Below are 21,412 nucleotides of genomic sequence, written 5' to 3' on the forward strand. Positions count from 1 at the left end.
TGTTCTGATTTAAATTTGCAATCCGTTTAAAATCAATTAAATAACAAACTTACTACTAATTGATTGGTGCTCATGAACCATCTTCATCACGTCCGCAAATAACGGGGCGCAAGATAGCACTTTTATTTTAGATGACAAATTATTTTGCACAGGAATTGAATCAGTTACAATAACTTCCAGTAATTTTGATTTCTCAATATTCTCATAAGCTTTTCCTGAAAGCACTCCGTGAGTAGCCATAGCTCTTACTGTTTTTGCTCCCTTCTCCATCAGGATCTCAGCAGCTTTGCAAAGTGTTCCCGCAGTATCAATCATATCATCAATAAGAATCACGTTCTTCCCATCTACATCACCAATAAGGAACATCTCCTCTACTACATTCGCTTTTTTTCTTTCCTTATAAGCAATTACAACTTCTGCACCCAGGTGGCCTGCATAGTTTTTCGCTCTTTTCGCACCTCCCATATCCGGAGAAGCAATGGTAAGGTTATCCAGATTCAGAGATTTGATGTAGTCTACGAAAATAGTAGAAGCATACAGATGATCTACCGGAATTTCGAAGAATCCCTGGATCTGATCTGCGTGCAGGTCCATTGTCATTACTCTTGTAGCCCCTGCTGCTGTTAACAGGTTAGCAACCAATTTTGCCCCTATCGGAGCTCTCGGCTTGTCTTTCCTGTCCTGTCTTGCAAGTCCGAAATAAGGAATTACAACAGTAATACTCTTCGCGGAAGCTCTTTTTGCTGCATCAATCATTAGAAGAAGTTCCAAAAGATTGTCTGCAGGAGGGAAAGTAGATCCGATTAAGAAAACTCTTCCTCCTCTTACGGATTCATCCAGAACAGGTTCAAATTCCCCGTCGCTAAACTCCTGAAAGTTGATTTTTCCTAATTCTTTCCCATAATACTGGGCAATTTTTTCTGCCAAGTCCTTGCTCGTCCTTGTACAAAATAGATAACTTAACTGATCGGCCATTTTTACTTTTTAAAGATTTTGCAAATTTAAAAAAAAACCACAAGATTTGTTCTTGTGGTTTCTAAGTTTTTATTTTCGTGTATGATTACGGGAATTTTATTCCGGAATATTTATTAGGATCTACCTGTGGTAAAGTAGATTTATATCTTGCATTGATTGCTTTAATGAATTCGTTGGCAATCACAGCATATCCTCTTCCTGTCAGGTGAACTCCATCCAGTGAAAATGCGCCTCCGGTTACAAATTTAGCAGTGTATCTCACACCATCCCATGAAATTCCGGATTGCCCACCCAGCTCATTCATTTTAGCATTTGCATCTACGAAAGCAAGCCCTTTTGCTGAGGCAATTTCTTTAAGCGCATCATTATAAGCTTTTGTGGCAGTCATTACTTTTGCCGTTTCTTTTTCTGTAAGAACATATCTGTCTTCTAAAGGAACTGCAGTCCCTGCGCTTATCCCTTGCGGATTACATGTTGCGTCGTAAGGCTTAAGCAGATTTGAAGCTGGTAAAATGATAAAATCATTACTTGTTGTCTGTCTGTAAGACTTCAATCCAGGATTATATACAGTAAGGTCTTTTAGATCTTTATCCAATATTATGGCTCCGTTTGCAGTGGCTCCGGCAGTAAACTTGATCACTCTGCTCTGATATTCAGCATCAGTAATCACTCCCATTGTTTTCATCTGTAAAATTCCGGCATTGTAAGGAGCATAAGCGGTGTTCAGCTGTGCTGCCTGTGCATCGGAAAGATTAGAAATAGGCTTACTAGGCACTGTAGTGAAAAACGGAATTGTCGTTACATTAGGAATGTTTGCCAACACTCCTTTTGCCCCATTAGCGGTAAGCGCAGTTACATAAGAATTGATCGTAGACTTATAAAGTGTAGGGTCTGTAATGTCATTATTCCCATAGGTAAGAGGATTGGGATTTCCTGTTTGATCCACCCCTGTTCCACCACTGGTAGCATAAGAAAGAACATCGTTATTACCAATCCAAAGAGAGAAGAAAGTAGGCGCCTGAGCAACAGCTGCTGCAACCGGACTTACTCCTGTTGAGAATCTTGAATAATAAGGATTTAATGCTCCATAATTACCCAATCCCAAATGGAAAGACTTCGCTCCCGGAACCCCAAGATTCTGGTAAGGTCCGCCGGAAGAAACATTATCTAACGGAGCACCCGGTGCAGATGGTTTTGGAGCCAAAGCATTATTACACCCCACTGTTAAAGTAATTTTACCATAAAAATCACCTGTTGCAGGATTAGCAAGGTTGGTAAAACCTCCGCTATTATTAGGCATCATCGGCTGCTTGAACTCTCCTCCGCCGGCAAGTTTCATCTGAGTAGCCAACATTAATGGATAGGATTCATTCTGCCCGTCGACATAGAGAGCATTATCTCTGAAACCTGAAGTTAATGAGTTTCCAAGGGCTATGTATTTTGAGAAATTCGCCTCGCCATTCGTTACCTTAATATCTTTTACATCAGTATCAAAGTCGTTGTTACAGCTTGTTGTAAAAAGAAGTGCAGAAACAGCAAGTGTTGATATTATAATTTTTTTCATAGTCTTTTAATTAAAAAGGATTATAAGATAAACCTAAACCAAAGTAGAATGCTTTAGCTTTTGCCTGTCCGTAAAAACCAAGATTCGCATTGTTTACGTCTCTCGCCTGAGGTATAGCATATCCACCTGCTATATCAACTCCGAATTGCTTTAATTTAAATCCAAGTCCTCCCGTAATTACATAGGTATTGAACGAAGGAGTCTCAGGAATAAAATGATCATCGGTGTAAGGAGATTCGTCATAGTAAGCACCCAAACGTCCAAAGATCATATTGCTGAATGCATATTGTGTTCCCAATCTGAAGGTCTTGGAATTTCTGAAGTTTTTAGAAGCTACAAGAACAGTAGGATCTGCCTGATTTCCAACCGGAGCGTTTGCAAAATCTAATGTCAGCTTACCATATCTTTCCCATCCATGATAGTTAAAGTCCGCTGAAACTAACCACTTAGGAGTGACTTTATAGGTAAGACCAATTGTGTATTCTTCTACCAAAGGAAGGGTTGCAGTGAATTTATCCTGTCCGGTACTTGGATCCAAACCTAAAAGCGGATAAATATTAGCTGACGGGAACTGGAATGTTGCTGTTCCTTTTTTAGCTTTCATATCTACAGGAGAACGGTAAGCGATACTTACATCCAGCTTAGGATCAGGTCTGAAATAGAATCCGAATCCATATCCGCTTCCACTGGCTTTTTCATCTTTAATATTGAGTTGTCCGCCGAATTGCGTAACGGCTTTATCCCAGTTTACTTTTCCTTTAGCATAGATATAACTTGCACCGAATGACATCCAGGGAGCAAGTTTCACAGATACCATCGGCTGAAAATAAAAACTTTTTAGTTCTAACTTCTGCACCATCTCTTTCCCCTCCCAATCGTTAGGCCATTGAATGGTACTTCCAAAAGGTGTTGAAAAACTAAAACCAACTGATAAATTCTCTATCGGCTTATATGCAATTGCAGCATAGATAGGTGTTCCAAGAGGATTATCAGTTTCCGTACTCTGTAAAGTATTCAGGTTTTGAAAAGTCACCTTATTACTCGCCCCAAATCCTCCTGCAACAATACTCAGTTTAGAAGGAATGAATGACATACCCGCCGGGTTGAAGAATGCCACACTTGCATCTTCGGCATGAGCACTAGTATGTGCCATTGCCAATTGCTTCACCCCTTGCAGAGAAACCCTGAAGCCTCCTGCATAAGCCAAAACACCCGCCAATAAAGCAGTTGATACTAATATTTTTTTCATAGACTATTATTATATAACCCAAATATAAAGTTATTTTAAATACACTTGTTAATAATTCCCAATATTTTAAACAATATCCTAAAAGAAAATTATGTTTAAAATAATACTTTGATGATTATTATCCATAATGTTATAATTTTTAGTGATTTAGGCCTTACAATAATAAATTAAGATTTTAACGTTTAATGTTAAACAAGGATGTTATTGAATATTTAAGTATTTTAGAATTGCGTAAAGATAAATTTACATAAATTTGCAAGATTATAAACAAATAATAGTGATATGAGTTGTGGATGCAAAACATCCGGCGATTCTACACATTCGTGCGGACCTAAAAAGACCGCGAATGGCTGTGAAAATGTAAATACCTGCGGGAATAGTTATAAATTAAGTGTTTTTGACTGGCTTTCTAACATCAACAATCCCACGCCGAACAGGTGTGATTTTGTAGAAGTTAGATTTAAAAATGACAGAAAATCGTTTTTTAAGAATGTAAACAATATTCCTTTACATATAGGTAGCGTAGTAACAGTAGAATCCAGCCCGGGACACGATGTAGGCGTAGTAAGCCTTACGGGAGAATTAGTAAAGATTCAGATGAAAAAGAAGAAATTTCCTGATGAATCTGCACTGAAAATATACAGACAAGCCAACCAGAAGGACCTCGAGGTCTGGCAGGAAGTGCGAAAAAAAGAAGACAGTGTAAAACTTGAGGCCAGAAAGATCGCTCATCGCATCGGCCTTGAGATGAAGGTTACCGATGTAGAGTATCAGGGTGATGCATCAAAGATCACATTTTACTATACAGCAGATAACCGAGTGGATTTCAGGCAATTGATCAAAGACTATGCCGGGGCTTTCAGAACAAAGATCGACATGAAACAGATTGGGTTCAGACAGGAAGCTGCAAAAGTAGGAGGAATAGGATCTTGTGGAAGAGAACTCTGCTGCTCCACCTGGCTTACAGATTTCAGGTCTGTCAATACCAATGTGGCTAGATATCAACAGTTGAGTATTAATCCCCAGAAACTTGCAGGGCAGTGTGGTAAGCTTAAATGCTGTCTCAATTATGAATTGGATAGTTATCTGGATGCTTTGAGCCATTTCCCATCTTCTTCAACCACTTTAGACACCGAAAAAGGACGGGCATTCTGCATCAAAATAGATGTTTTCAAAAAGAAAATGTGGTTTGCTTATGTGGAAAACTCTATTGCATGGTATGATTTTGATATCGACCTTGTAAAAAAACTGATCTCCAAAAACAAACGCGGAGAAAAGACACTTCCTTTAGAAGATCTTAAACAGCCTGATACTTCTATGCAGACTATTGATCTGATCCAGGAAAACAATGTAGATCGTTTCGAAAAGAAAAACAGAGGAAACAGAAACAGAAATAACCAGAATAAGCAAAATAATAACCCACAAAATCAGGGACAGGGACAAAAGAGAAACAGACCGGAAAGGCAAGAAAGACCGGAACGTTCTGAAAAACCTGAAAATCCAAATGCTCATTCAGGAAATCAGCAGAGGCAGCAAAAACCAAACCCACAGCCAAAAGCACAAGTGGAAAAGGCAGAAACCGGAGCTGATGGTGAGAAAAAATCTCAAAACAACAACCCGAACAAAAAGAAATTCAAAAAGAAATACCCGCCAAAAAAAGATAAAGATGTATAAAATTTTAGGATTATTTACCCTTATCCTTTTCTTTAGCTGTACTTCTTCTTCAGGAGAAGAAGTCATCATGAGTTCTGTTAACAATAAATGGAATAAGAAAAGTGAACAGAAATTTAATCTTGAAGTTTCAGATCCGCAGAATCTTAAAAATATTATATTTGTTGTAAGAAACAACAATAGTTATCCTTACAGCAATATAAGATTTATCGTGAATTTCACCAATCTTCAGAACAAGAAAAAGGAAACTGATACCCTGAATTATGTTCTGGCAAAACCAAACGGCGAATGGCTTGGTACAGGTTTTGGTGACACGAAGGAAGTTTTGTTTCAGTATAGAACGAATTATAAGTTTCCAACAAAAGGGAAATATGAAATAGGGCTGATCCAGGCGATGCGGAATGATAACCTTCCGGGAATAGAGGATGTTGGAGTAAAAATAGAAACGGCTAAACCGTAACCATAAATGGAAGACAACAAACAAAATGCAGGAAACAGGGGAAAAACCTTCCCTCTTCCTCCCAAAAATAAGAAAAATAACTCATGGAAGAGATGGGTTAAATTTATTTGGATTGGACTCATTGCGGTAGTTTTAGGAATTTCAGGACTTTTCTTTGCTGTTTCCCAGGGATTTCTTGGGGAAATGCCGGATGTAAAAGAACTGGAAAACCCAGACATCTATGTAGCTTCTGAAATTATTTCATCAGACGGGGTTACCTTAGGTAAGTTTGAAAAAGAAAAAACACAGCCTATCGTTTATAAAGACCTTCCTCCTTATCTTATATATGCTCTTCAGGCTAAAGAAGATGAACGTTTCAAGGAGCATTCCGGTATCGATTTAAAATCTATTCTGAGAGCAGTACGATATGGAGGAGACCGAGGTGGAGGTTCTACCATTACCCAGCAGCTGGCTAAACTTTTATTTACTAAAAATCCATCTAAAAATCCTATTAAAAGAGGGATCCAAAAGCTAAAAGAATGGTCTGTTGCCGTAAGTTTAGAAAAGCGCTACACCAAAGAAGAAATCATTACCCTCTATTTCAATAAATTCGATTTCACCTATAATGCGAATGGTATTGAAATGGCTTCCAAGATTTACTTTAACAAAAAAACTTCGGAACTTACCCTTCCTGAAGCAGCGGTTTTTGTAGCCATGTTAGAAGCTCCTATTGCCAATAACCCTATGAGAAACCCTGAGCGTGCCAAGCGAAGAAGAGATGTTGTTTTGCAACAAATGTTTGAAACAGGATATATAGACCAGTCAACCTATGATAAAGCAGTTAACACACCTATTGAGGTAGACTATCATCCCATTAAAAATATTAATGATGACTACTCGGCTTACTATAAGTTTTATTTAAGAAAGGAAATTGATAAGTATCTTGAAGCCAACGAAAAAGAGACGGGTAAAAAACTGAATCTTTATAAAGACGGACTAAAAATCTATGTAACTCTTGATTCAAAAATGCAGAAGTATGCAGAAGAAGCAATCAAGGAACACTTAACAGATCTTCAAAAAAGATTTGATGCAGAACAAAGAGGCAGAAAAAACAGACCTTTCTATTATTTAACAGATAAGCAGGTGACCAGTGTAATGACCCAGGCAATGAAGAGAACCGGGCGTTACAAACAACTGAAAGCAGCCGGAATTACAGAAGATTCTATTTTATTGGAATTCCACAAGCCCATCAAAACATCACGTTTCACATGGAGCGGAGAAGAAGAAGTTGAAATGTCACCTTGGGACTCTATCAGATATCACAAACAGATTGCTCAGGCAGGTCTAATGTCTATGGTTCCGGGAAGTGGAGAGATCAAAGCATGGGTAGGAGGTATTGACTGGCAGCACTTCCAGTATGACCATATCAAACAAGGGAAAAGACAGGTGGGATCTACCTTTAAACCGTTTGTATATGCCACTGCTATTATGAAACTTGGAATGACTCCATGTTCCACTGTTTCTAACGGAACTTACGACCACAAAGGATGGCACGTTCCGGGAAGAGGAGGAATGCTTACCTTAAAAGATGCATTAGCTCATTCTCAAAACCCGGTAGCAGCGCGTCTTATTGAAATGACGGGTGTAGATGCCGTAATCCAGACAGCAAGAGACTTGGGTGTTACAGAAGACATTCCTAGAAACAATACCATTGCATTAGGTTCATCAGATATTACCATCTATGAAATGCTAGGTGCCTACAGTACCTTCGCCAACTATGGAAACTACAACAAACCGGAGATGATCTGGAGAATTGAAGACGCCAACGGACGAGTGATCAAAGAAGTTAATGTAGAGCCTAAAGAAGTAATGAATCCAATGTACGCGTACACCATGATTGAACTGATGAAGGGCGTTTCACAATACGGAACTGCTTCAGGAGAATTAGGAAGAAGAGGGATTTCAAAAGCTGTGGAAATTGCAGCCAAAACAGGTACTACACAGAACAACTCTGACGGTTGGTTTATGGGAATCACTCCAAAACTGGCTACCGGAGCCTGGGTAGGATGGGAAGACAGAGCTACCCACTTCTACGGAACTGGTGAAGGTCAGGGTGCGAAAATGGCACTCCCAATCTGGGCGATCTTCATGAAGAAAGTATGGGCAGATAAGAGTTTAGGAATTACACCAGACGACAAGTTCACCCGCCCATCAGACTGGAAAGACGGCTGTTCAAATCTTAAAGGACTAGGTGAAGGCTATGGTGATGAAGGAGGTCTTCAGACCATCGATGAGATCAAAAACCCAAGACCTGCCGATCCTACTCCAAAGAATAACACAGAAAAGAAAGAAGAAAATATCAATGAAAACCTTCATTCATCAGACAATGTAGATTTCAATAAATAAATTCTCTTTTATCAATACATAAGACCTTTCATTAATTTGGAAGGTCTTTTCTTTTTTAATTAATACCTTTGATGGATGAATATTGAACAGATCAGACAGCCTTTTACTGAAATATTTCCCGGAGACTTATCCGGCAATACTATACAGAGAAACACTCCAAAGGTTTTATTTGCCTCCACTCAGCCCGCTGGTTTTAATCATCCACAGCTGATTGTCTTCAACCAGAGTCTTTCAGATGAAATTGGATTGGGAAAATATGAAGAAAAAGACCTGGATTTTCTTGTCGGAAATAATCTTTCGGAAAATATTCACCCTTATTCTACCGCTTATGCAGGTCATCAGTTCGGAAACTGGGCCGGCCAGCTTGGAGATGGAAGGGCAATACTGGCTGGAGAAATCACCAATACTGCAGGAAAGAAAACAGAAATACAATGGAAGGGAGCCGGAGCCACACCCTATTCAAGACATGCAGATGGCAGAGCCGTACTGAGATCTTCGGTACGTGAATATCTGATGAGCGAAGCCATGTATCATTTAGGAGTTCCTACTACCAGAGCTTTAAGCCTTGCTTTAACCGGCGAAGATGTCGTTCGGGATATGATGTACAACGGCAATCCCCAACTGGAAAAAGGAGCTGTGGTGATAAGAACTGCCGAAAGCTTCCTTCGGTTCGGGCATTTTGAACTAATGTCTGCCCAGAGAGAATATGATACCCTACAGGATCTTGTTGATTTTACTATAGATCATTACTTCCCGGAAATTACCTCGGAAGGGATACAGAAATATAAAGACTTCTTTGCTGCAGTTTGTACCAGAACAGCAGATTTAATGACTGAATGGTTCAGGGTTGGATTTGTACATGGGGTAATGAATACAGATAATATGTCTATTTTAGGACTGACTATTGATTATGGACCTTATTCTATGATGGATGAATATGATTTAAACTTTACCCCAAACACCACTGATCTTCCGGGAAGAAGATACGCCTTCGGAAAGCAGGGGCAAATCTCCCAATGGAACCTCTGGCAACTTGCCAATGCACTTCACCCGTTAATCAAAGATGAGACATTTTTAGAAGATACACTGAATCATTACGGAACCTATTTCTGGGAAGCTCACGACAAAATGCTCTGCAGAAAATTTGGATTTGATGAACTGCGAAAAGATGATGAAGATTTTTTCACCAACTGGCAGGGCTTAATGCAGGAACTCCAACTGGATTATACTTTATTTTTCAATCAGCTGGAAAAGCTGTTCTTTACTCAGGATACCCGATCTCTTTTTGAAAATGTTTCTTATACTGTGTGGACTGAAGAAAAATTCAGAAAGCTGGAGAACTTTATCAAGCAATATCAAACCAGAATCACTTCCAATACAATTTCAACTGAAGAATCTTTGGCATTGATGAGACGGTCAAATCCTAAATTTACCCTTAGAAACTATCTTCTTTATGAATGTATTGAAGAGATTACCCATGGAAAAACCGAAATGCTGAATAAGCTCACAAAAGCTTTGGAAAATCCTTACGAAGAAATTTATCCTGAATGGTCTGCAAAACGCCCTTCAGCTTATGATGAAACAACTGGGTGCTCTACTCTTTCTTGTAGTTCTTAAATTGATTATTATTAATTAAATATGTTGATATTATGTTTTTTTACTATATTTACAAGTAAATTTAAACGTATAAATCAATGAAAACAAAATTACTCTTCATTTTACTAACCTCTTCAATATTTGGAAATGCACAAATATTATCAGAGACATTTCAAGGAACGACATTTCCTCCTACAGGATGGACAACGGGTTCAACAGTAGCATCCAGACCTTGGGCATTCACAACAGATATGTTTGATGATGAAGGTCAAGCAACATTCAACATCACAGGAGGAAAATCTGCAGCTATCGGATGGATTGCACAAAGCAATAATGCTCATTTAACAAGTCCTTCTTTTAGTTTAGCCGGAACAACCGACCCTGTTCTAAAATTCAACGCTAAAATAGGATATGAGTACATGGTTGCTCCGTTCGCCAACGGAGATTTAAAAGTTGAAGTTTCAACAAACGGGGGAACTACATGGACTCAGGTATGGGTTGAAGAAAATTATGGAGTTTATGATGATTATGAAACATTAGCAATTACTGTTAATTTAACTCCATATGCTGGTCAGGCAAATGTCAAAATTAGATTCCGTTATGTAGCTACCGATGCAGACAGCCTTTCAATTGATGATATAAGAGTCTTAGCAAGTGGAACACTGTCTACTCAGGAAGCAAATGGTAAAGCTAATCACTCAACAAACATCTACCCGAATCCTACCAAAGGTGAAATTAACATAAAGACAGACAAAAAAATCAAATCCACTACGGTATTTGATATGACTGGTAAATCTTTATTAATAAATAATTCTGAAAAAACAGATATTTCTTCACTTCCAAAAGGAATCTATTTATTAAAAGTAGACTTCCTTGACGGAACATCTGTTTCTGAAAAAGTAATCAAACAATAATTTTATTTATTAAATATCATAAACCTCACCCAATCCGGTGAGGTTTTTATTTTTACTTTTGCAAAAAAATAGATCCATGTCTTTTATTAAAACAAAAATCATCCATTTTTTAAGGTTGGCATTCCCGTCCTCTCGTACTGAGCTGGCTGTTTTCCTGTTTTTCTTTATCTGCTATGGAATTCTAGGTACTTACATCGCCCTTAACTACAGAATTATTTTTGACAGCAGGATTCCGTGGGATGCCTATTTTAGCTTTGATAATAAAGCGATTGTAATGTCCGGCGGAAGCTTTGAAAGGCACCCTCTCTCCTATTATTTCTTCAACTGGATAAGAGAGACTGCTCTTTTTATTTCAGGCGGAAAAATGGACGCTAATTTCAGACTAACACTGGCTTGGTTCAGCAATACAGCCATTAGTCTGTGCATGCTTCAAATTTTTAAATATCTTAAAAATATTATCGAGCTGCCGCTTAAAATCAGTCTTCTGATCCTTCTATTTTTTGGATTTTTCTCGACCAATATTATTCTTTCATTCACTCCTGAAAACTTCACTTATACGCTCTTCCTGCTAAGTTTATATAACTATTATGCAGCCATAAAACTTAAAAAAGACGGAAAAATTGCAGGATCCGCGATGGTATTGGCCGGAATTTCAATCGGAGGGCTTACCATCACCAATCTGGTCAAAGTTTTTATTCCGGTAGCCTTTGAAAAAGATCTTTTCAGAAACTGGAAAAAATTTGGGAATGCTGTTTTCAGAGTAATGCTTACGACAGCCAGCTTTGTATTCTTATACTTATTCAGGATTGATTTTAAATACCAGAACATTTTTTCAAAAACCAACCAGCAATATGAAAAGTTCTCCAATGTAGAATCTATTCCGGATTGGGATATGATCCTTTCTTACTTTTTAGGAGGTAATATTCTGTTTCCGAGCTTCATGATTACCGATAAACACAATATGAAAGGATTTGATTTCAAAGGTCTTTTAATGGAACCTTATTCATCCCTGTTTCCTTATATTTTCATAGTCATTCTTTTAGCTCTGATATGTTGGAGTTATTTTAAAAATTTCAACAATAAACTGGTCCAGATCCTGATGATTTCTTTCCTTGTAGACATTGTCATTCACTGCATCATGAGGTTCGGGCTCCACACGTCATATATTTACGGCGGACACTTCGTTTTCGTCTATCCGTTGTTGTTGGGATGGCTTTTTTATGCCTATAAAAAACAGCCTCAGATCGTGACATTTTTAACTGTTTCGACAGGCATTTTATTCATTTTTCTGGCAGTCAATAATACCCTGCGGATGTCAGACTTTTTCTGGTTTCTGAATCGCTATTATCAATAAAAAAAACTCCGGAAATTCCGGAGTTTTATACTGTATTATAATTGGTTTATTTTGCTTCTGAACAGAAAATTCTGTACTGTACTGCAAGAGCCGATTTAAAGTATTCTCTTATTTTCGAAAGGTCAGAGGCTGCACTTTGTTTTGTAAAATAACTTCCCGCCAGAATTTTATAGTTGGGCCTTAAAGAAGCATCCGTCTCCACTTTCAGATTAGGAAATCGCTTTCTGAAATATGCTTTTACCTCATTTGCTTCTTCATTACTTTTCACTGTAGTAATCTGGATCTTAAATCCTAAAATTCTAGGATTTTTACGACAGATTTCCGCATTCGTAAGTTCTCTGTTCGGAACATAAATTTTAGAAGGCTTTGTGGGAATAGTTGTACCACTATCCACAGTATTGTCTTTCACCGTACCTGTAGATACAGTTTTAGAACACTTTCCTTCGATGCCTTCCAAAGCTGCACTCACTTTGGAGTCCATAGTCATGGTAAGCTCAGTTCCCGCAAGGGTATCTTTTTTAACAACCTGCTGTGCCTCAATGGTATAAAATCCGAATAAAGATATTATCGAAAATATTTTGATTAAATTTCTCATTTAAACTTGTTTCCGCAAATTTATACAAATTAAAAAATTATACCAAACATGGTTATTTAGAATCAATACAAATTAAACGTAAATGATATTTTCCCTTTTCCATATACCGTTAAATTCCTGTTAAAAATATTATTTTTGCGGAATTGATTGAATGTTCAATATTTTACTAACATAAGATAATTTAAATGATTAGTTGGAGAAAGCATTATAAACAAACGTTGATCGCAATAGGCTTATTGCTATCAACCAGTGCTTCAATTTACGGGCAAGACGGCGATCCAAAAAATGGTGAGAAACTTTTCAAAGCGAATTGTACTGCATGTCACGCGCTGGATAAACAGGTAATAGGACCTCCTTTGAAAGGAGTTGTAGAACGTGTAAAGACAGAAGGTGGTGTAGACAAAGATTGGCTTCACAAGTGGATCAAGGACAACAAAGCTCTGAGAGCTTCTGGAGACAAATACGCCAATGAAATTTTTGAAAAGTATAACAAGACTGAAATGCAGGTCTTTCCAAATCTTACCGATAAGGATATTGACGACATTTTAGCTTTTACAACTAATCCTCCAGCACCAGAACCGGAAAAAACAGCAGAAACAACTCCAGGAGGAGAGACTGCAGCTGCTCCGGCAGACAAATCCACAACAAACATTGTGATCATTTCTCTTTTAGCAATCGCAGGTTTATTAGTATGGATATTAATTAAACTAAGACAATTGGTTAAATTAGGTCAATCTGAAGACTTAGCCGGACTAAACGAAACAAGAGTTAGATCTTTCAGTGAAATCTATCAGAAATACCACTATGTAGGTAAAGCAGCATTAGGTATCCTTGCTATTTTAGCAGCTTATGGAGTTTGGAACTGGATTATGTGGATCGGGGTTTACAAAGGGTATAAACCAGAACAGCCTATCTATTTCTCGCACAAAATCCACGCTGGAGAAAATAAAATCGACTGTCAGCTGTGCCACTCAAGTGCTAAATACGGAAAAGTATCTGAAATCCCTTCTATGAACGTTTGTATGAACTGTCACAGAACCATTTCTGAATACAACGGTAAATACCTTGAGCCAGGAAAAGACAAAGCATTCTACGATGGGGAAATCCAGAAGATTTATGCTGCAACAGGCTGGGATCCTGCAAAACAACAGTACACAGGAAAAACACAGCCAGTTGAATGGACAAGAATCCACAACATGCCAGACTTCGTTTACTTCAACCACTCTCAGCACGTAGTAGCAGGTGAGCAGGCGATCATCAACTCTTTCAACAAGAAGAACCCTAACAACAAAATTGATGTTGTTTGTAAAGCTTGTCACGGAAAAATCGATACAATGAATGTTGTTCAGATGGCTAACGACTTTACAATGGGATGGTGTATCGAATGTCACAGAACAACTGAGGTTGATATGAACAACGGTTATAATAAAGAGTACTTCAAAAATCTACACGACAAGTTGAAAAAACAATACCCTAAAGACGGCGGTAAGATCACTGTAGATGCAATTGGAGGTCTTGAGTGTGGTAAATGTCATTATTAATAACTAAAAAATTAGAAGTATAAATGGCTTCAAACAAAATACAATTCAGAAGTATTCATGAACTTAAAGATCCGGCTTTAAATAATAAGCTGGCTCAGAAAGAGTTTCAGGAAGAAATTCCGGTAGAAGATTTCCTTGGAGATGCTGAACAGAACGGATCAAGTACTTCAAGAAGAGATTTCTTAAAATTATTAGGATTCTCAACGGCAGCGGTAACACTAGCTGCCTGCGAAGCTCCGGTTATTAAAACGATTCCTTATGTGGTAAAACCGCATGACATCATTCCGGGGGTTCCAAATTATTACGCTTCAACTTATTTTGATGGTTTCGATTTCGCCAGCGTTTTAGTAAAAACCAGAGAAGGAAGACCAATCAAAATTGATCCGAACCCGGCAGCTGGTGATTTAGGTAAAACTAACGCAAGAGCTCAGGCAAGTGTACTTTCTCTTTATGATAACGATAAAGTAAAGCAGCCTAAATTTGAGGGTAAAGACGAAACTTTCGATAAAGTAGACAGCTTCGTTCTTAAAGGATTAGATGAGGCCAAGGCAGCAGGTAAAAAGATTGTACTTTTATCACACTCTTTACCTTCCCCTACTTTCAAAAAATTATTTGCTGAATTCAAAGCTAAATATCCTACAGCAGAATTAGTAACTTATGATGCTTTCCCTTACTCTGCAGCTTTAGATGCTGCTCAGGAAGTATTCGGACAAAGAGCTTTACCAGTTTACGACCTTAAAGGTTCAGAATTGGTAGTTTCTTTCCAAGCTGATTTCTTAGGAGATTACAACGCTGCAAGCTTAGAAACATCTTATGCGGCAGCTAGAAAGCCAGGTCCGAACATGTTGAGACACATTCAGGTGGAAGCCAACATGTCTTTAACAGGTGCTAACGCAGATTCAAGATACAGATTAAAGCCAAGTGCTGTAAACAAAACTTTAGTTGAAGTTTACAATGTAATCGTAGGAGGAGCCAGCACTTCAGATAAAGCAGCTTCTGAGATTGCGAAAGAACTTAATGCAAAAGGCAGCAAAGCTGTTGTTTTCGCTGACGGTTCCAAAGGGGCTCAGGTTTTAGCGCACTTAATCAACCAAAAGTTAACTTCAGTTGCTTTCACAGGTAAAGCTAACTTACTTAAAGAATTTGATAACGCAAGATACCAGGAATTCTTAGGATGGGTAAACGGTGGTCAGGTTGGCGTATTGATCGCGAACAATGTAGACCCTATCTACTCTCACCCGAAAGGAGAAGATTTCAAGAAGTCTTTAACTAAAGTTCCTTACGTAATTGCTGTTGCTGATAAGAAAAATGAAATGTATAAGGCAGCGAAAGCTGTTATTCCGGTAGCTAACTGGTTAGAGTCTTGGGGAGATATTGAGCCTCAGACCGGAGTATATTCATTAATGCAGCCTACAATCCAGAAGATCTACAAATCAAGACAGATTGAAGAATCTCTATTGGTTTGGAAAAATGGTAAAAATAATGCTGCTAACAGCTACTACGATTACTTAAAAGCCAATGCACCTTCAGTTTTAGGAGGTACCTCTTTCAACAAAGCTTTATATAACGGGATCAATACTTCTTCTAACGCTACAACACTAGCTTATACAGGAGGAAATGGAGCTCAGGCTGTTGCTGAATTAGGAAACTTCAAAGCTTCTGATTTAGAATTGGTATTATACACCAAGCCTTCAATGGGTGACGGTACTCAGGCTAACAACCCTTGGCTTCAGGAATTACCGGATCCGTTGACTAGAATGTCTTGGGATAATTATCTGACTATTTCTCCAAAAGATGCAGAAAAGTTTGCTATCGATAACGATCTTAATGCAAGAATGCAGTTAGACGGTTCAATTGTAAACCTTACTGTAAACGGAGTAACAATAAAAGATGTTCCTGTATTCATCCAACCAGGACAGGCAGAAGGATCAGTAGGTCTTGCGCTTGGTTATGGTAAGAAAAACTCAGGAGCAACTGCTGATACCGGAGTAAATGCATATCCTTTATTTGATGGTTCTAACTTAGCTGTTTCAGGAGTTAAGATCGAAAAAACAGGAGAAAGCCATGAATTTGCAGGTATCCAGCTTCAAAATACATTAATGGGCCGTTATGAGATTGCTAAAGAAGTTCCTTTGGCAGAATTCATCAGCGTACCTTTCGATGACGAACACAAAGGATGGAACAAGCCTTTGGAATACCACACCATCAGTGGAGCACTTCCTGCGAGAAAAATTGACCTTTGGGATGCTTTTGATGATACAGACGGACCTCACTTCAACCTATCTATTGACCTGAACTCTTGTACAGGATGTGGAGCATGTATTATTGCTTGTCAGGCTGAAAACAACGTTCCTGTAGTAGGTAAAGAAGAGATCAGAATGTCAAGAGATATGTACTGGTTAAGAATTGACCGTTACTATTCTTCAAGACAGAAGGTAGAAGTATACGAAGGATTGAAAGAAGGAATGGCAGTACCTGAATTATATGGGACAGCATTCGGAGACGGAGGGGCATTGAACCACCCGGCAGATAATCCAGATGTAATCTTCCAGCCAGTAATGTGTCAGCACTGTAACCACGCACCTTGTGAAACAGTATGTCCGGTAGCGGCTACTTCACATGGTAAGCAAGGTCAGAACCACATGGCTTACAACAGATGTATCGGTACCAGATATTGTGCAAACAACTGTCCATACAAAGTAAGACGTTTCAACTGGTTTACATATAACCTGAATGATAAGTTCGACTTCAACATGAACAATGATTTAGGAAGAATGGTACTTAACCCTGACGTAGTTGTAAGAACAAGAGGGGTAATGGAGAAATGTTCAATGTGTATCCAGGAAACTCAGGCAACGATTCTAGCTGCTAAGAGAGAGAACAGAAAAGTAACAGACAATGAGTTCAAGAACTCTTGTGCATGTGCTGCTGCTTGTTCTACCGGAGCAATGACGTTCGGAGATATGAATGACAAAGAGTCTGAAGTTAGAGAATTATACTCCAGCAACAGAAGATATTATTTACTAGAGGAGATCGGAACCAAGCCAAATGTGTTCTATCACGCTAAAGTAAGAAACAGAGTAGAAAAATAAAGTTTAAATAATAAATAGGTAAAAAATGTCAGGACATTACGAAGCTCCGATAAGGGAACCTCTAATTATTGGTCACAAAACTTATCACGATATCACAGAAGATATTGCACGACCTATCGAAGAAAGAGCAGGTAAATTATGGTGGATCTCATTATATGCAGCCTTAGTTCTATTCATCTATGGATTCGGATGTATCGCTTATACTATCGGAACAGGTATTGGAGCATGGGGGCTTAACAGAACTATTAACTGGGGTTGGGATATTACCAACTTCGTATGGTGGGTAGGTATCGGTCACGCCGGGACCCTAATCTCCGCAGTATTATTATTATTTAGACAGAGATGGAGAATGTCTGTAAACAGATCTGCAGAGGCGATGACGATCTTTGCGGTTGTACAGGCAGCAATCTTCCCGGTAATTCACATGGGTAGAGTTTGGGTAGGATATTGGGTATTCCCTTTACCAAACCAATTCGGTTCTCTTTGGGGGAACTTCAACTCTCCTCTACTTTGGGACGTATTTGCAATCTCTACGTATTTCTCAGTATCAACAGTATTCTGGTTCATGGGACTAATCCCTGACTTTGCAATGATCAGAGACAGAGCGAAAACGCCTTGGACTAAAAAGATTTATACATTCCTTGCATTCGGTTGGGGTGGTAAAGCAAAACACTGGCAAAGATTCGAAGAACTATCTTTGGTTCTTGCAGGTTTAGCAACGCCGCTTGTATTCTCAGTACACACTACCGTATCTTTTGACTTCGCAACTTCGGTTATTAAAGGATGGCACTCTACAATCTACCCTCCTTACTTCGTTGCCGGTGCGATCTTCTCAGGGTTTGCAATGGTACAGACGCTATTGTTGGTTGCAAGAAAAGTGTGTCACTTAGAAGAGTACATTACAATGTATCATATCGAAATTATGAACATCGTAATCATCTTAACAGGTGGTATGGTAACTGTAGCTTATGCTACTGAATATTTCATCGGATGGTATTCCGGATCAAGATTTGAAGACTTTACTTATCTTTCTCCAGGTGCTGCTGTTGGACCTTACTGGTGGGCTTTCTGGTCACTGATTATCTGTAACCTTGTAGTTCCTGCTTCATTCTGGTTTAAGAGACTAAGAACGAACATTATCTGGACTTTCATCGTTGCATTGATCATCAACATCGGTATGTGGTTTGAGCGTTTTGATATCATCGTTATCAACCTTTCAAGAGACTACCTACCAGGATCATGGACTATGTTTAAGCCGACGATCATTGACGTAGGTGTATACTTAGGAACAATCGGATTCTTCTCTGTATTATTCTTATTATATGCGAGAACATTCCCTGTAATTGCACAGGCTGAATTAAAATCGATTTTGAAAATCTCAGGTGAAACTTATAAAGCAAAAGAAGGAGATGAGCACCACTAAAATTGTATACGGACTTTATGCTGACGACGACGATTTAATGAACGGCGTTAAGGCATTCAACGATAAAGGAATCAAAATAAACGAGGTTTATACTCCGTTTCCGGTTCACGGACTTGACAAAGCTTTAGGGTTAAAGAAAACAAGAATTTCTGATGCCGCATTTATATATGCGCTTTATGGGGTAACCATCGGTGCTACTATAACATGGTACGTAATGAACCATGACTGGCCGCAGAATATTGGTGGTAAACCAGCTTTTGACTGGGGACACAATATGCCTGCATTCGTAGTTCCAATGTTTGAATTAATGGTATTCTGTGCCGCTCACATGATGTCTTTAACTTTCTTGGTTAGAAACAAAATGTATCCGGGAGCTCCGGCTCAGAACCCAGATCCAAGAACTACCGATGACAAGTTTTTAATGGAATTTGTAACTGATGATGTAGAATCTGTAAAACAGTTGCTTATTGAAACTGGAGTTGAAGAAATAACTGTTAAAGATGCTTAAAATGAAAAAGAACGTATTAAGAATTACAGCAGTTTTAGGTTTAACAACCGTTTTACTTAACTCTTGCGGACCAAAAGAAAATACACCATTAGTATATTTCCCGGATATGTATTTTCCTGTAGCTTACGATCCATTGATGAAAGCTGAGGATGCTTATTCCGATCATGAAAATGAAATTCCTGCTTTCGTTAAAAACAACGGAGCAACCGGACTTTCTCCAGTAGAAGGAACCGTAGCTCAGAACAAAGACGGAGTTTTTGAAGAAAGTCTTTTACCTAAAAATGTTGACGAGTACAATGCAGGGTATGACGCTTCCAAAAAGATTGCTGCCTCTCCTTTGAATCCTGCTAATGCAGAGAAAGATATTGAAAGAGGAAAATTCTTATTTGAGCGTACCTGTGCAGCTTGTCACGGTACAGGAGGAGATGGACAAGGACCAATAGTACAGAGCGGAGCCTATTCAGGAGTTCCAAACTATGCAGATAGAGAAATTACTGTAGGATCTGTTCATTATGTATTAACTAACGGTAGAAACGCGATGGGGTCTTATGCAGGACAGCTAAACCCTGGTGACAGATGGAGAGTAGCCATGTATGTGATGAATGCTTTCAAAAAAGGAGCAGCAGCACCGGCAGCAGCTACGGCAACTCCAGCAGCAGCAAAAACTGAAACGACTACCGAAACTAAAAAATAAGAAAAGAAATGTATAGTTTTTCACCAAAATTAAAATCAACTTCTATAATACTTCTTGTTGTAGGTTTAATTCTATTCGGTGCCGGTTATTTCATGAACCATGGTCTGGATGATGTTAAGATAGGAGAAATGATGGAAGCTGTTCATGCTTCAGGTCATACTGCCCCTACCCACTCAAGTGAAATGGTAGGTCCACAGGATCACCAGGCTCATTTGGAACATGCTAAAATGCAGGTTCACAACCAGCCTTTAGCTTCTCTTCACTTTGTAGCTGTCTTTTTCTTTGGAGTAAGTTGTGCTGTACTGTTTTTCTACTGTATTCAGCACGCAGCACACGCAGGATGGCCAATTATTATTACAAGAGTAATGGAGGCTATTGCTTCTTTTATCCCTTACGGAGGTGCTATTCTGATTATTATGATGATCTTAAATATCACTCATAACGGACACCTTTTCCATTGGATGGATCCGGCTTTAACTGATCCTAAAGATCCTCACTTTGATGTGATCCTATTTGAAAAGAAGAAATTCTTAAATATTCCTTTCTATGCAGTAAGAACTTTAATCTATGTGATTGGTGCTTCTTTCTTCGCTTGGAAACTTAAGGCTCAATCTAAGAAAGTAGACGAAACTAAGTCTAAAGTAGAGTATCAAATGCTTTACAGATGGTCTGTAGGTTATATTGCATTCTTCGGATTTGCATCTGCAGCTTGGGCTTGGGACTGGTTGATGTCTATTGACCCTCACTGGTATTCTACAATGTATATCTGGTATTCAATGGTTAGCTGTCTTTCAAGTGGTATTGCGGTAATCATTCTTTTAAGTGTTTATCTTAAGAAAAATGGTTTCCTTCCACAGTTCAATGATAACCACTTACACGATTTAGGAGTATTCCTATTCGCTACAAGTATGCTTTGGACGTATACATGGTTTGCACAGTTCATGCTTTACTGGTATGCCAACGTTCCGGAAGAGGTGAACTACTTCTTCGGAAGATTCCAGCACTACTCTCCTACTTTCTTACCAATGCTGATCATCAACTTCTTATTACCACTATTGGTATTAGTAAGCAGCAGCATCAAGAGAAATTACAAAGTAGTAACAACAATGGCTGTTGTAGTTATTTTAGGACACATCTTAGACTACTTCAACATGGTAATGCCTGGAACGGTAGGACCATACTGGAAAACTCCTGAAGTATTCTTATTAATTCTGGGAGCTGTTCTATTTGTTGTTGGATTATTTATGTTTACTGTACTTTCAGCTTTATCTAAACTGAAGTTGATCCCTACAGGAAACCCATTCTTACACGAATCTGAAATTTATGAATATCCTTTCTAAGGATTTTGTAACAGAAATAAAGAAAAAAAGACTGATTGTAATGATCAGTCT

General features: G+C 38.6%; 16 protein-coding genes and 2 pseudogenes. 14 read left to right on the forward strand and 4 right to left on the reverse strand.

All coding sequences use genetic code 11. The features are described from left to right. Nucleotides 1–36: 36 nt before the first annotated feature. The 3 genes from J2Y40_RS09855 to J2Y40_RS09865 form a co-directional block, all read right to left on the reverse strand. The gene (locus J2Y40_RS09855; protein ID WP_153397170.1) at nucleotides 37–975 is read right to left on the reverse strand and encodes a ribose-phosphate pyrophosphokinase; all 939 of its coding nucleotides are present in this window, start codon (nucleotides 973–975) and stop codon (nucleotides 37–39) included. An 85-nt stretch (nucleotides 976–1,060) separates the two neighbouring features. Then, a complete protein-coding gene (locus tag J2Y40_RS09860) occupies nucleotides 1,061–2,539 on the reverse strand; it encodes a G-D-S-L family lipolytic protein (RefSeq protein ID WP_153397168.1) in 1,479 nt (492 codons plus the stop codon). Between the two features lie 10 nt (nucleotides 2,540–2,549). Further along, nucleotides 2,550–3,788 carry an OmpP1/FadL family transporter gene (locus tag J2Y40_RS09865; RefSeq protein WP_153397166.1) on the reverse strand — a complete coding sequence of 413 codons (1,239 nt, stop codon included), beginning with the start codon at nucleotides 3,786–3,788 and terminating at the stop codon, nucleotides 2,550–2,552. A 282-nt stretch (nucleotides 3,789–4,070) separates the two neighbouring features. On the opposite strand from J2Y40_RS09865, the gene J2Y40_RS09870 reads away from it, so the two are divergent. The 6 genes from J2Y40_RS09870 to J2Y40_RS09895 all read left to right on the forward strand — a co-directional run bounded on the left by J2Y40_RS09870 (nucleotide 4,071) and on the right by J2Y40_RS09895 (nucleotide 12,168). Continuing rightward, the gene (locus J2Y40_RS09870) at nucleotides 4,071–5,462 is read left to right on the forward strand and encodes a regulatory iron-sulfur-containing complex subunit RicT (RefSeq protein ID WP_153397164.1); all 1,392 of its coding nucleotides are present in this window, start codon (nucleotides 4,071–4,073) and stop codon (nucleotides 5,460–5,462) included. Next, nucleotides 5,455–5,919, forward strand: a complete 465-nt coding sequence (locus tag J2Y40_RS09875; RefSeq protein WP_153397162.1) for a gliding motility lipoprotein GldH — start codon at nucleotides 5,455–5,457, stop codon at nucleotides 5,917–5,919. The genes J2Y40_RS09870 and J2Y40_RS09875 overlap by 8 nt, the downstream gene beginning before the upstream one ends. A 6-nt stretch (nucleotides 5,920–5,925) precedes the next feature. Then, entirely contained in the window at nucleotides 5,926–8,304 is a 2,379-nt protein-coding gene (locus tag J2Y40_RS09880; RefSeq protein ID WP_153397160.1) for a penicillin-binding protein 1A, read from the forward strand. Between the two features lie 75 nt (nucleotides 8,305–8,379). After that, a complete protein-coding gene (locus J2Y40_RS09885; protein ID WP_153397158.1) occupies nucleotides 8,380–9,921 on the forward strand; it encodes a YdiU family protein in 1,542 nt (513 codons plus the stop codon). 77 nt (nucleotides 9,922–9,998) lie between these two features. Then, on the forward strand, nucleotides 9,999–10,814 hold the full coding sequence (locus tag J2Y40_RS09890) for a T9SS type A sorting domain-containing protein (protein WP_153397156.1): 816 nt from the start codon (nucleotides 9,999–10,001) through the stop codon (nucleotides 10,812–10,814). A 76-nt stretch (nucleotides 10,815–10,890) separates the two neighbouring features. Continuing rightward, nucleotides 10,891–12,168, forward strand: coding sequence for a DUF6080 domain-containing protein (locus J2Y40_RS09895; RefSeq protein ID WP_309998699.1), 1,278 nt, complete (start codon nucleotides 10,891–10,893; stop codon nucleotides 12,166–12,168). Between the two features lie 46 nt (nucleotides 12,169–12,214). Here J2Y40_RS09895 and J2Y40_RS09900 read toward each other — a convergent pair whose 3' ends face one another. Beyond that, complete coding sequence (locus J2Y40_RS09900; RefSeq protein WP_153397153.1) at nucleotides 12,215–12,763, reverse strand: SPOR domain-containing protein; 549 nt, start codon at nucleotides 12,761–12,763, stop codon at nucleotides 12,215–12,217. A gap of 185 nt (nucleotides 12,764–12,948) precedes the next feature. Between J2Y40_RS09900 and J2Y40_RS09905 the strand changes: the two genes are divergently transcribed. The 8 genes and pseudogenes from J2Y40_RS09905 to J2Y40_RS09930 all read left to right on the forward strand — a co-directional run bounded on the left by J2Y40_RS09905 (nucleotide 12,949) and on the right by J2Y40_RS09930 (nucleotide 21,361). Next, nucleotides 12,949–14,304, forward strand: a complete 1,356-nt coding sequence (locus J2Y40_RS09905; RefSeq protein WP_153397151.1) for a c-type cytochrome — start codon at nucleotides 12,949–12,951, stop codon at nucleotides 14,302–14,304. Nucleotides 14,305–14,327: 23 nt separating this feature from the next. Then, nucleotides 14,328–14,480 (forward strand): annotated as a pseudogene (locus tag J2Y40_RS23985) (TAT-variant-translocated molybdopterin oxidoreductase); the annotation flags it as partial. Between the two features lie 998 nt (nucleotides 14,481–15,478). Continuing rightward, entirely contained in the window at nucleotides 15,479–15,577 is a 99-nt protein-coding gene (locus tag J2Y40_RS23990) for a DUF3653 domain-containing protein (protein ID WP_394349979.1), read from the forward strand. 1,279 nt (nucleotides 15,578–16,856) lie between these two features. Next, nucleotides 16,857–17,396 (forward strand): annotated as a pseudogene (locus J2Y40_RS23995) (4Fe-4S dicluster domain-containing protein); the annotation flags it as partial. 25 nt (nucleotides 17,397–17,421) lie between these two features. After that, nucleotides 17,422–18,819: an NrfD/PsrC family molybdoenzyme membrane anchor subunit gene (nrfD, locus tag J2Y40_RS09915; protein WP_050021927.1), complete on the forward strand. Its 1,398-nt coding sequence runs from the start codon at nucleotides 17,422–17,424 to the stop codon at nucleotides 18,817–18,819. Then, entirely contained in the window at nucleotides 18,806–19,327 is a 522-nt protein-coding gene (locus tag J2Y40_RS09920) for a DUF3341 domain-containing protein (protein WP_062698310.1), read from the forward strand. Before nrfD ends, J2Y40_RS09920 begins: the two co-directional genes overlap by 14 nt. Continuing rightward, complete coding sequence (locus J2Y40_RS09925) at nucleotides 19,320–20,021, forward strand: cytochrome c (RefSeq protein ID WP_153397147.1); 702 nt, start codon at nucleotides 19,320–19,322, stop codon at nucleotides 20,019–20,021. The genes J2Y40_RS09920 and J2Y40_RS09925 overlap by 8 nt, the downstream gene beginning before the upstream one ends. An 8-nt stretch (nucleotides 20,022–20,029) precedes the next feature. Continuing rightward, nucleotides 20,030–21,361 (forward strand): quinol:cytochrome C oxidoreductase, encoded by a 1,332-nt coding sequence (locus tag J2Y40_RS09930; RefSeq protein WP_153397145.1) that lies wholly within the window; start codon nucleotides 20,030–20,032, stop codon nucleotides 21,359–21,361. Nucleotides 21,362–21,412 lie beyond the last annotated feature (51 nt).

The sequence above is a fragment of the Chryseobacterium sp. 2987 genome (genome assembly GCF_031456375.1).
GTDB lineage: Bacteria > Bacteroidota > Bacteroidia > Flavobacteriales > Weeksellaceae > Chryseobacterium > Chryseobacterium vaccae.

Coding starts and splice junctions, on each gene's coding strand:
- J2Y40_RS09855 (WP_153397170.1), bottom strand. CDS start 975: ATGGCCGATCAGTTAAGTTATCTATTTTGTACAAGGACGAGCAAGGAC.
- J2Y40_RS09860 (WP_153397168.1), bottom strand. CDS start 2,539: ATGAAAAAAATTATAATATCAACACTTGCTGTTTCTGCACTTCTTTTT.
- J2Y40_RS09865 (WP_153397166.1), bottom strand. CDS start 3,788: ATGAAAAAAATATTAGTATCAACTGCTTTATTGGCGGGTGTTTTGGCT.
- J2Y40_RS09870 (WP_153397164.1), top strand. CDS start 4,071: ATGAGTTGTGGATGCAAAACATCCGGCGATTCTACACATTCGTGCGGA.
- J2Y40_RS09875 (WP_153397162.1), top strand. CDS start 5,455: ATGTATAAAATTTTAGGATTATTTACCCTTATCCTTTTCTTTAGCTGT.
- J2Y40_RS09880 (WP_153397160.1), top strand. CDS start 5,926: ATGGAAGACAACAAACAAAATGCAGGAAACAGGGGAAAAACCTTCCCT.
- J2Y40_RS09885 (WP_153397158.1), top strand. CDS start 8,380: ATGAATATTGAACAGATCAGACAGCCTTTTACTGAAATATTTCCCGGA.
- J2Y40_RS09890 (WP_153397156.1), top strand. CDS start 9,999: ATGAAAACAAAATTACTCTTCATTTTACTAACCTCTTCAATATTTGGA.
- J2Y40_RS09895 (WP_309998699.1), top strand. CDS start 10,891: ATGTCTTTTATTAAAACAAAAATCATCCATTTTTTAAGGTTGGCATTC.
- J2Y40_RS09900 (WP_153397153.1), bottom strand. CDS start 12,763: ATGAGAAATTTAATCAAAATATTTTCGATAATATCTTTATTCGGATTT.
- J2Y40_RS09905 (WP_153397151.1), top strand. CDS start 12,949: ATGATTAGTTGGAGAAAGCATTATAAACAAACGTTGATCGCAATAGGC.
- J2Y40_RS23990 (WP_394349979.1), top strand. CDS start 15,479: ATGGGTAAACGGTGGTCAGGTTGGCGTATTGATCGCGAACAATGTAGA.
- nrfD (WP_050021927.1), top strand. CDS start 17,422: ATGTCAGGACATTACGAAGCTCCGATAAGGGAACCTCTAATTATTGGT.
- J2Y40_RS09920 (WP_062698310.1), top strand. CDS start 18,806: ATGAGCACCACTAAAATTGTATACGGACTTTATGCTGACGACGACGAT.
- J2Y40_RS09925 (WP_153397147.1), top strand. CDS start 19,320: ATGCTTAAAATGAAAAAGAACGTATTAAGAATTACAGCAGTTTTAGGT.
- J2Y40_RS09930 (WP_153397145.1), top strand. CDS start 20,030: ATGTATAGTTTTTCACCAAAATTAAAATCAACTTCTATAATACTTCTT.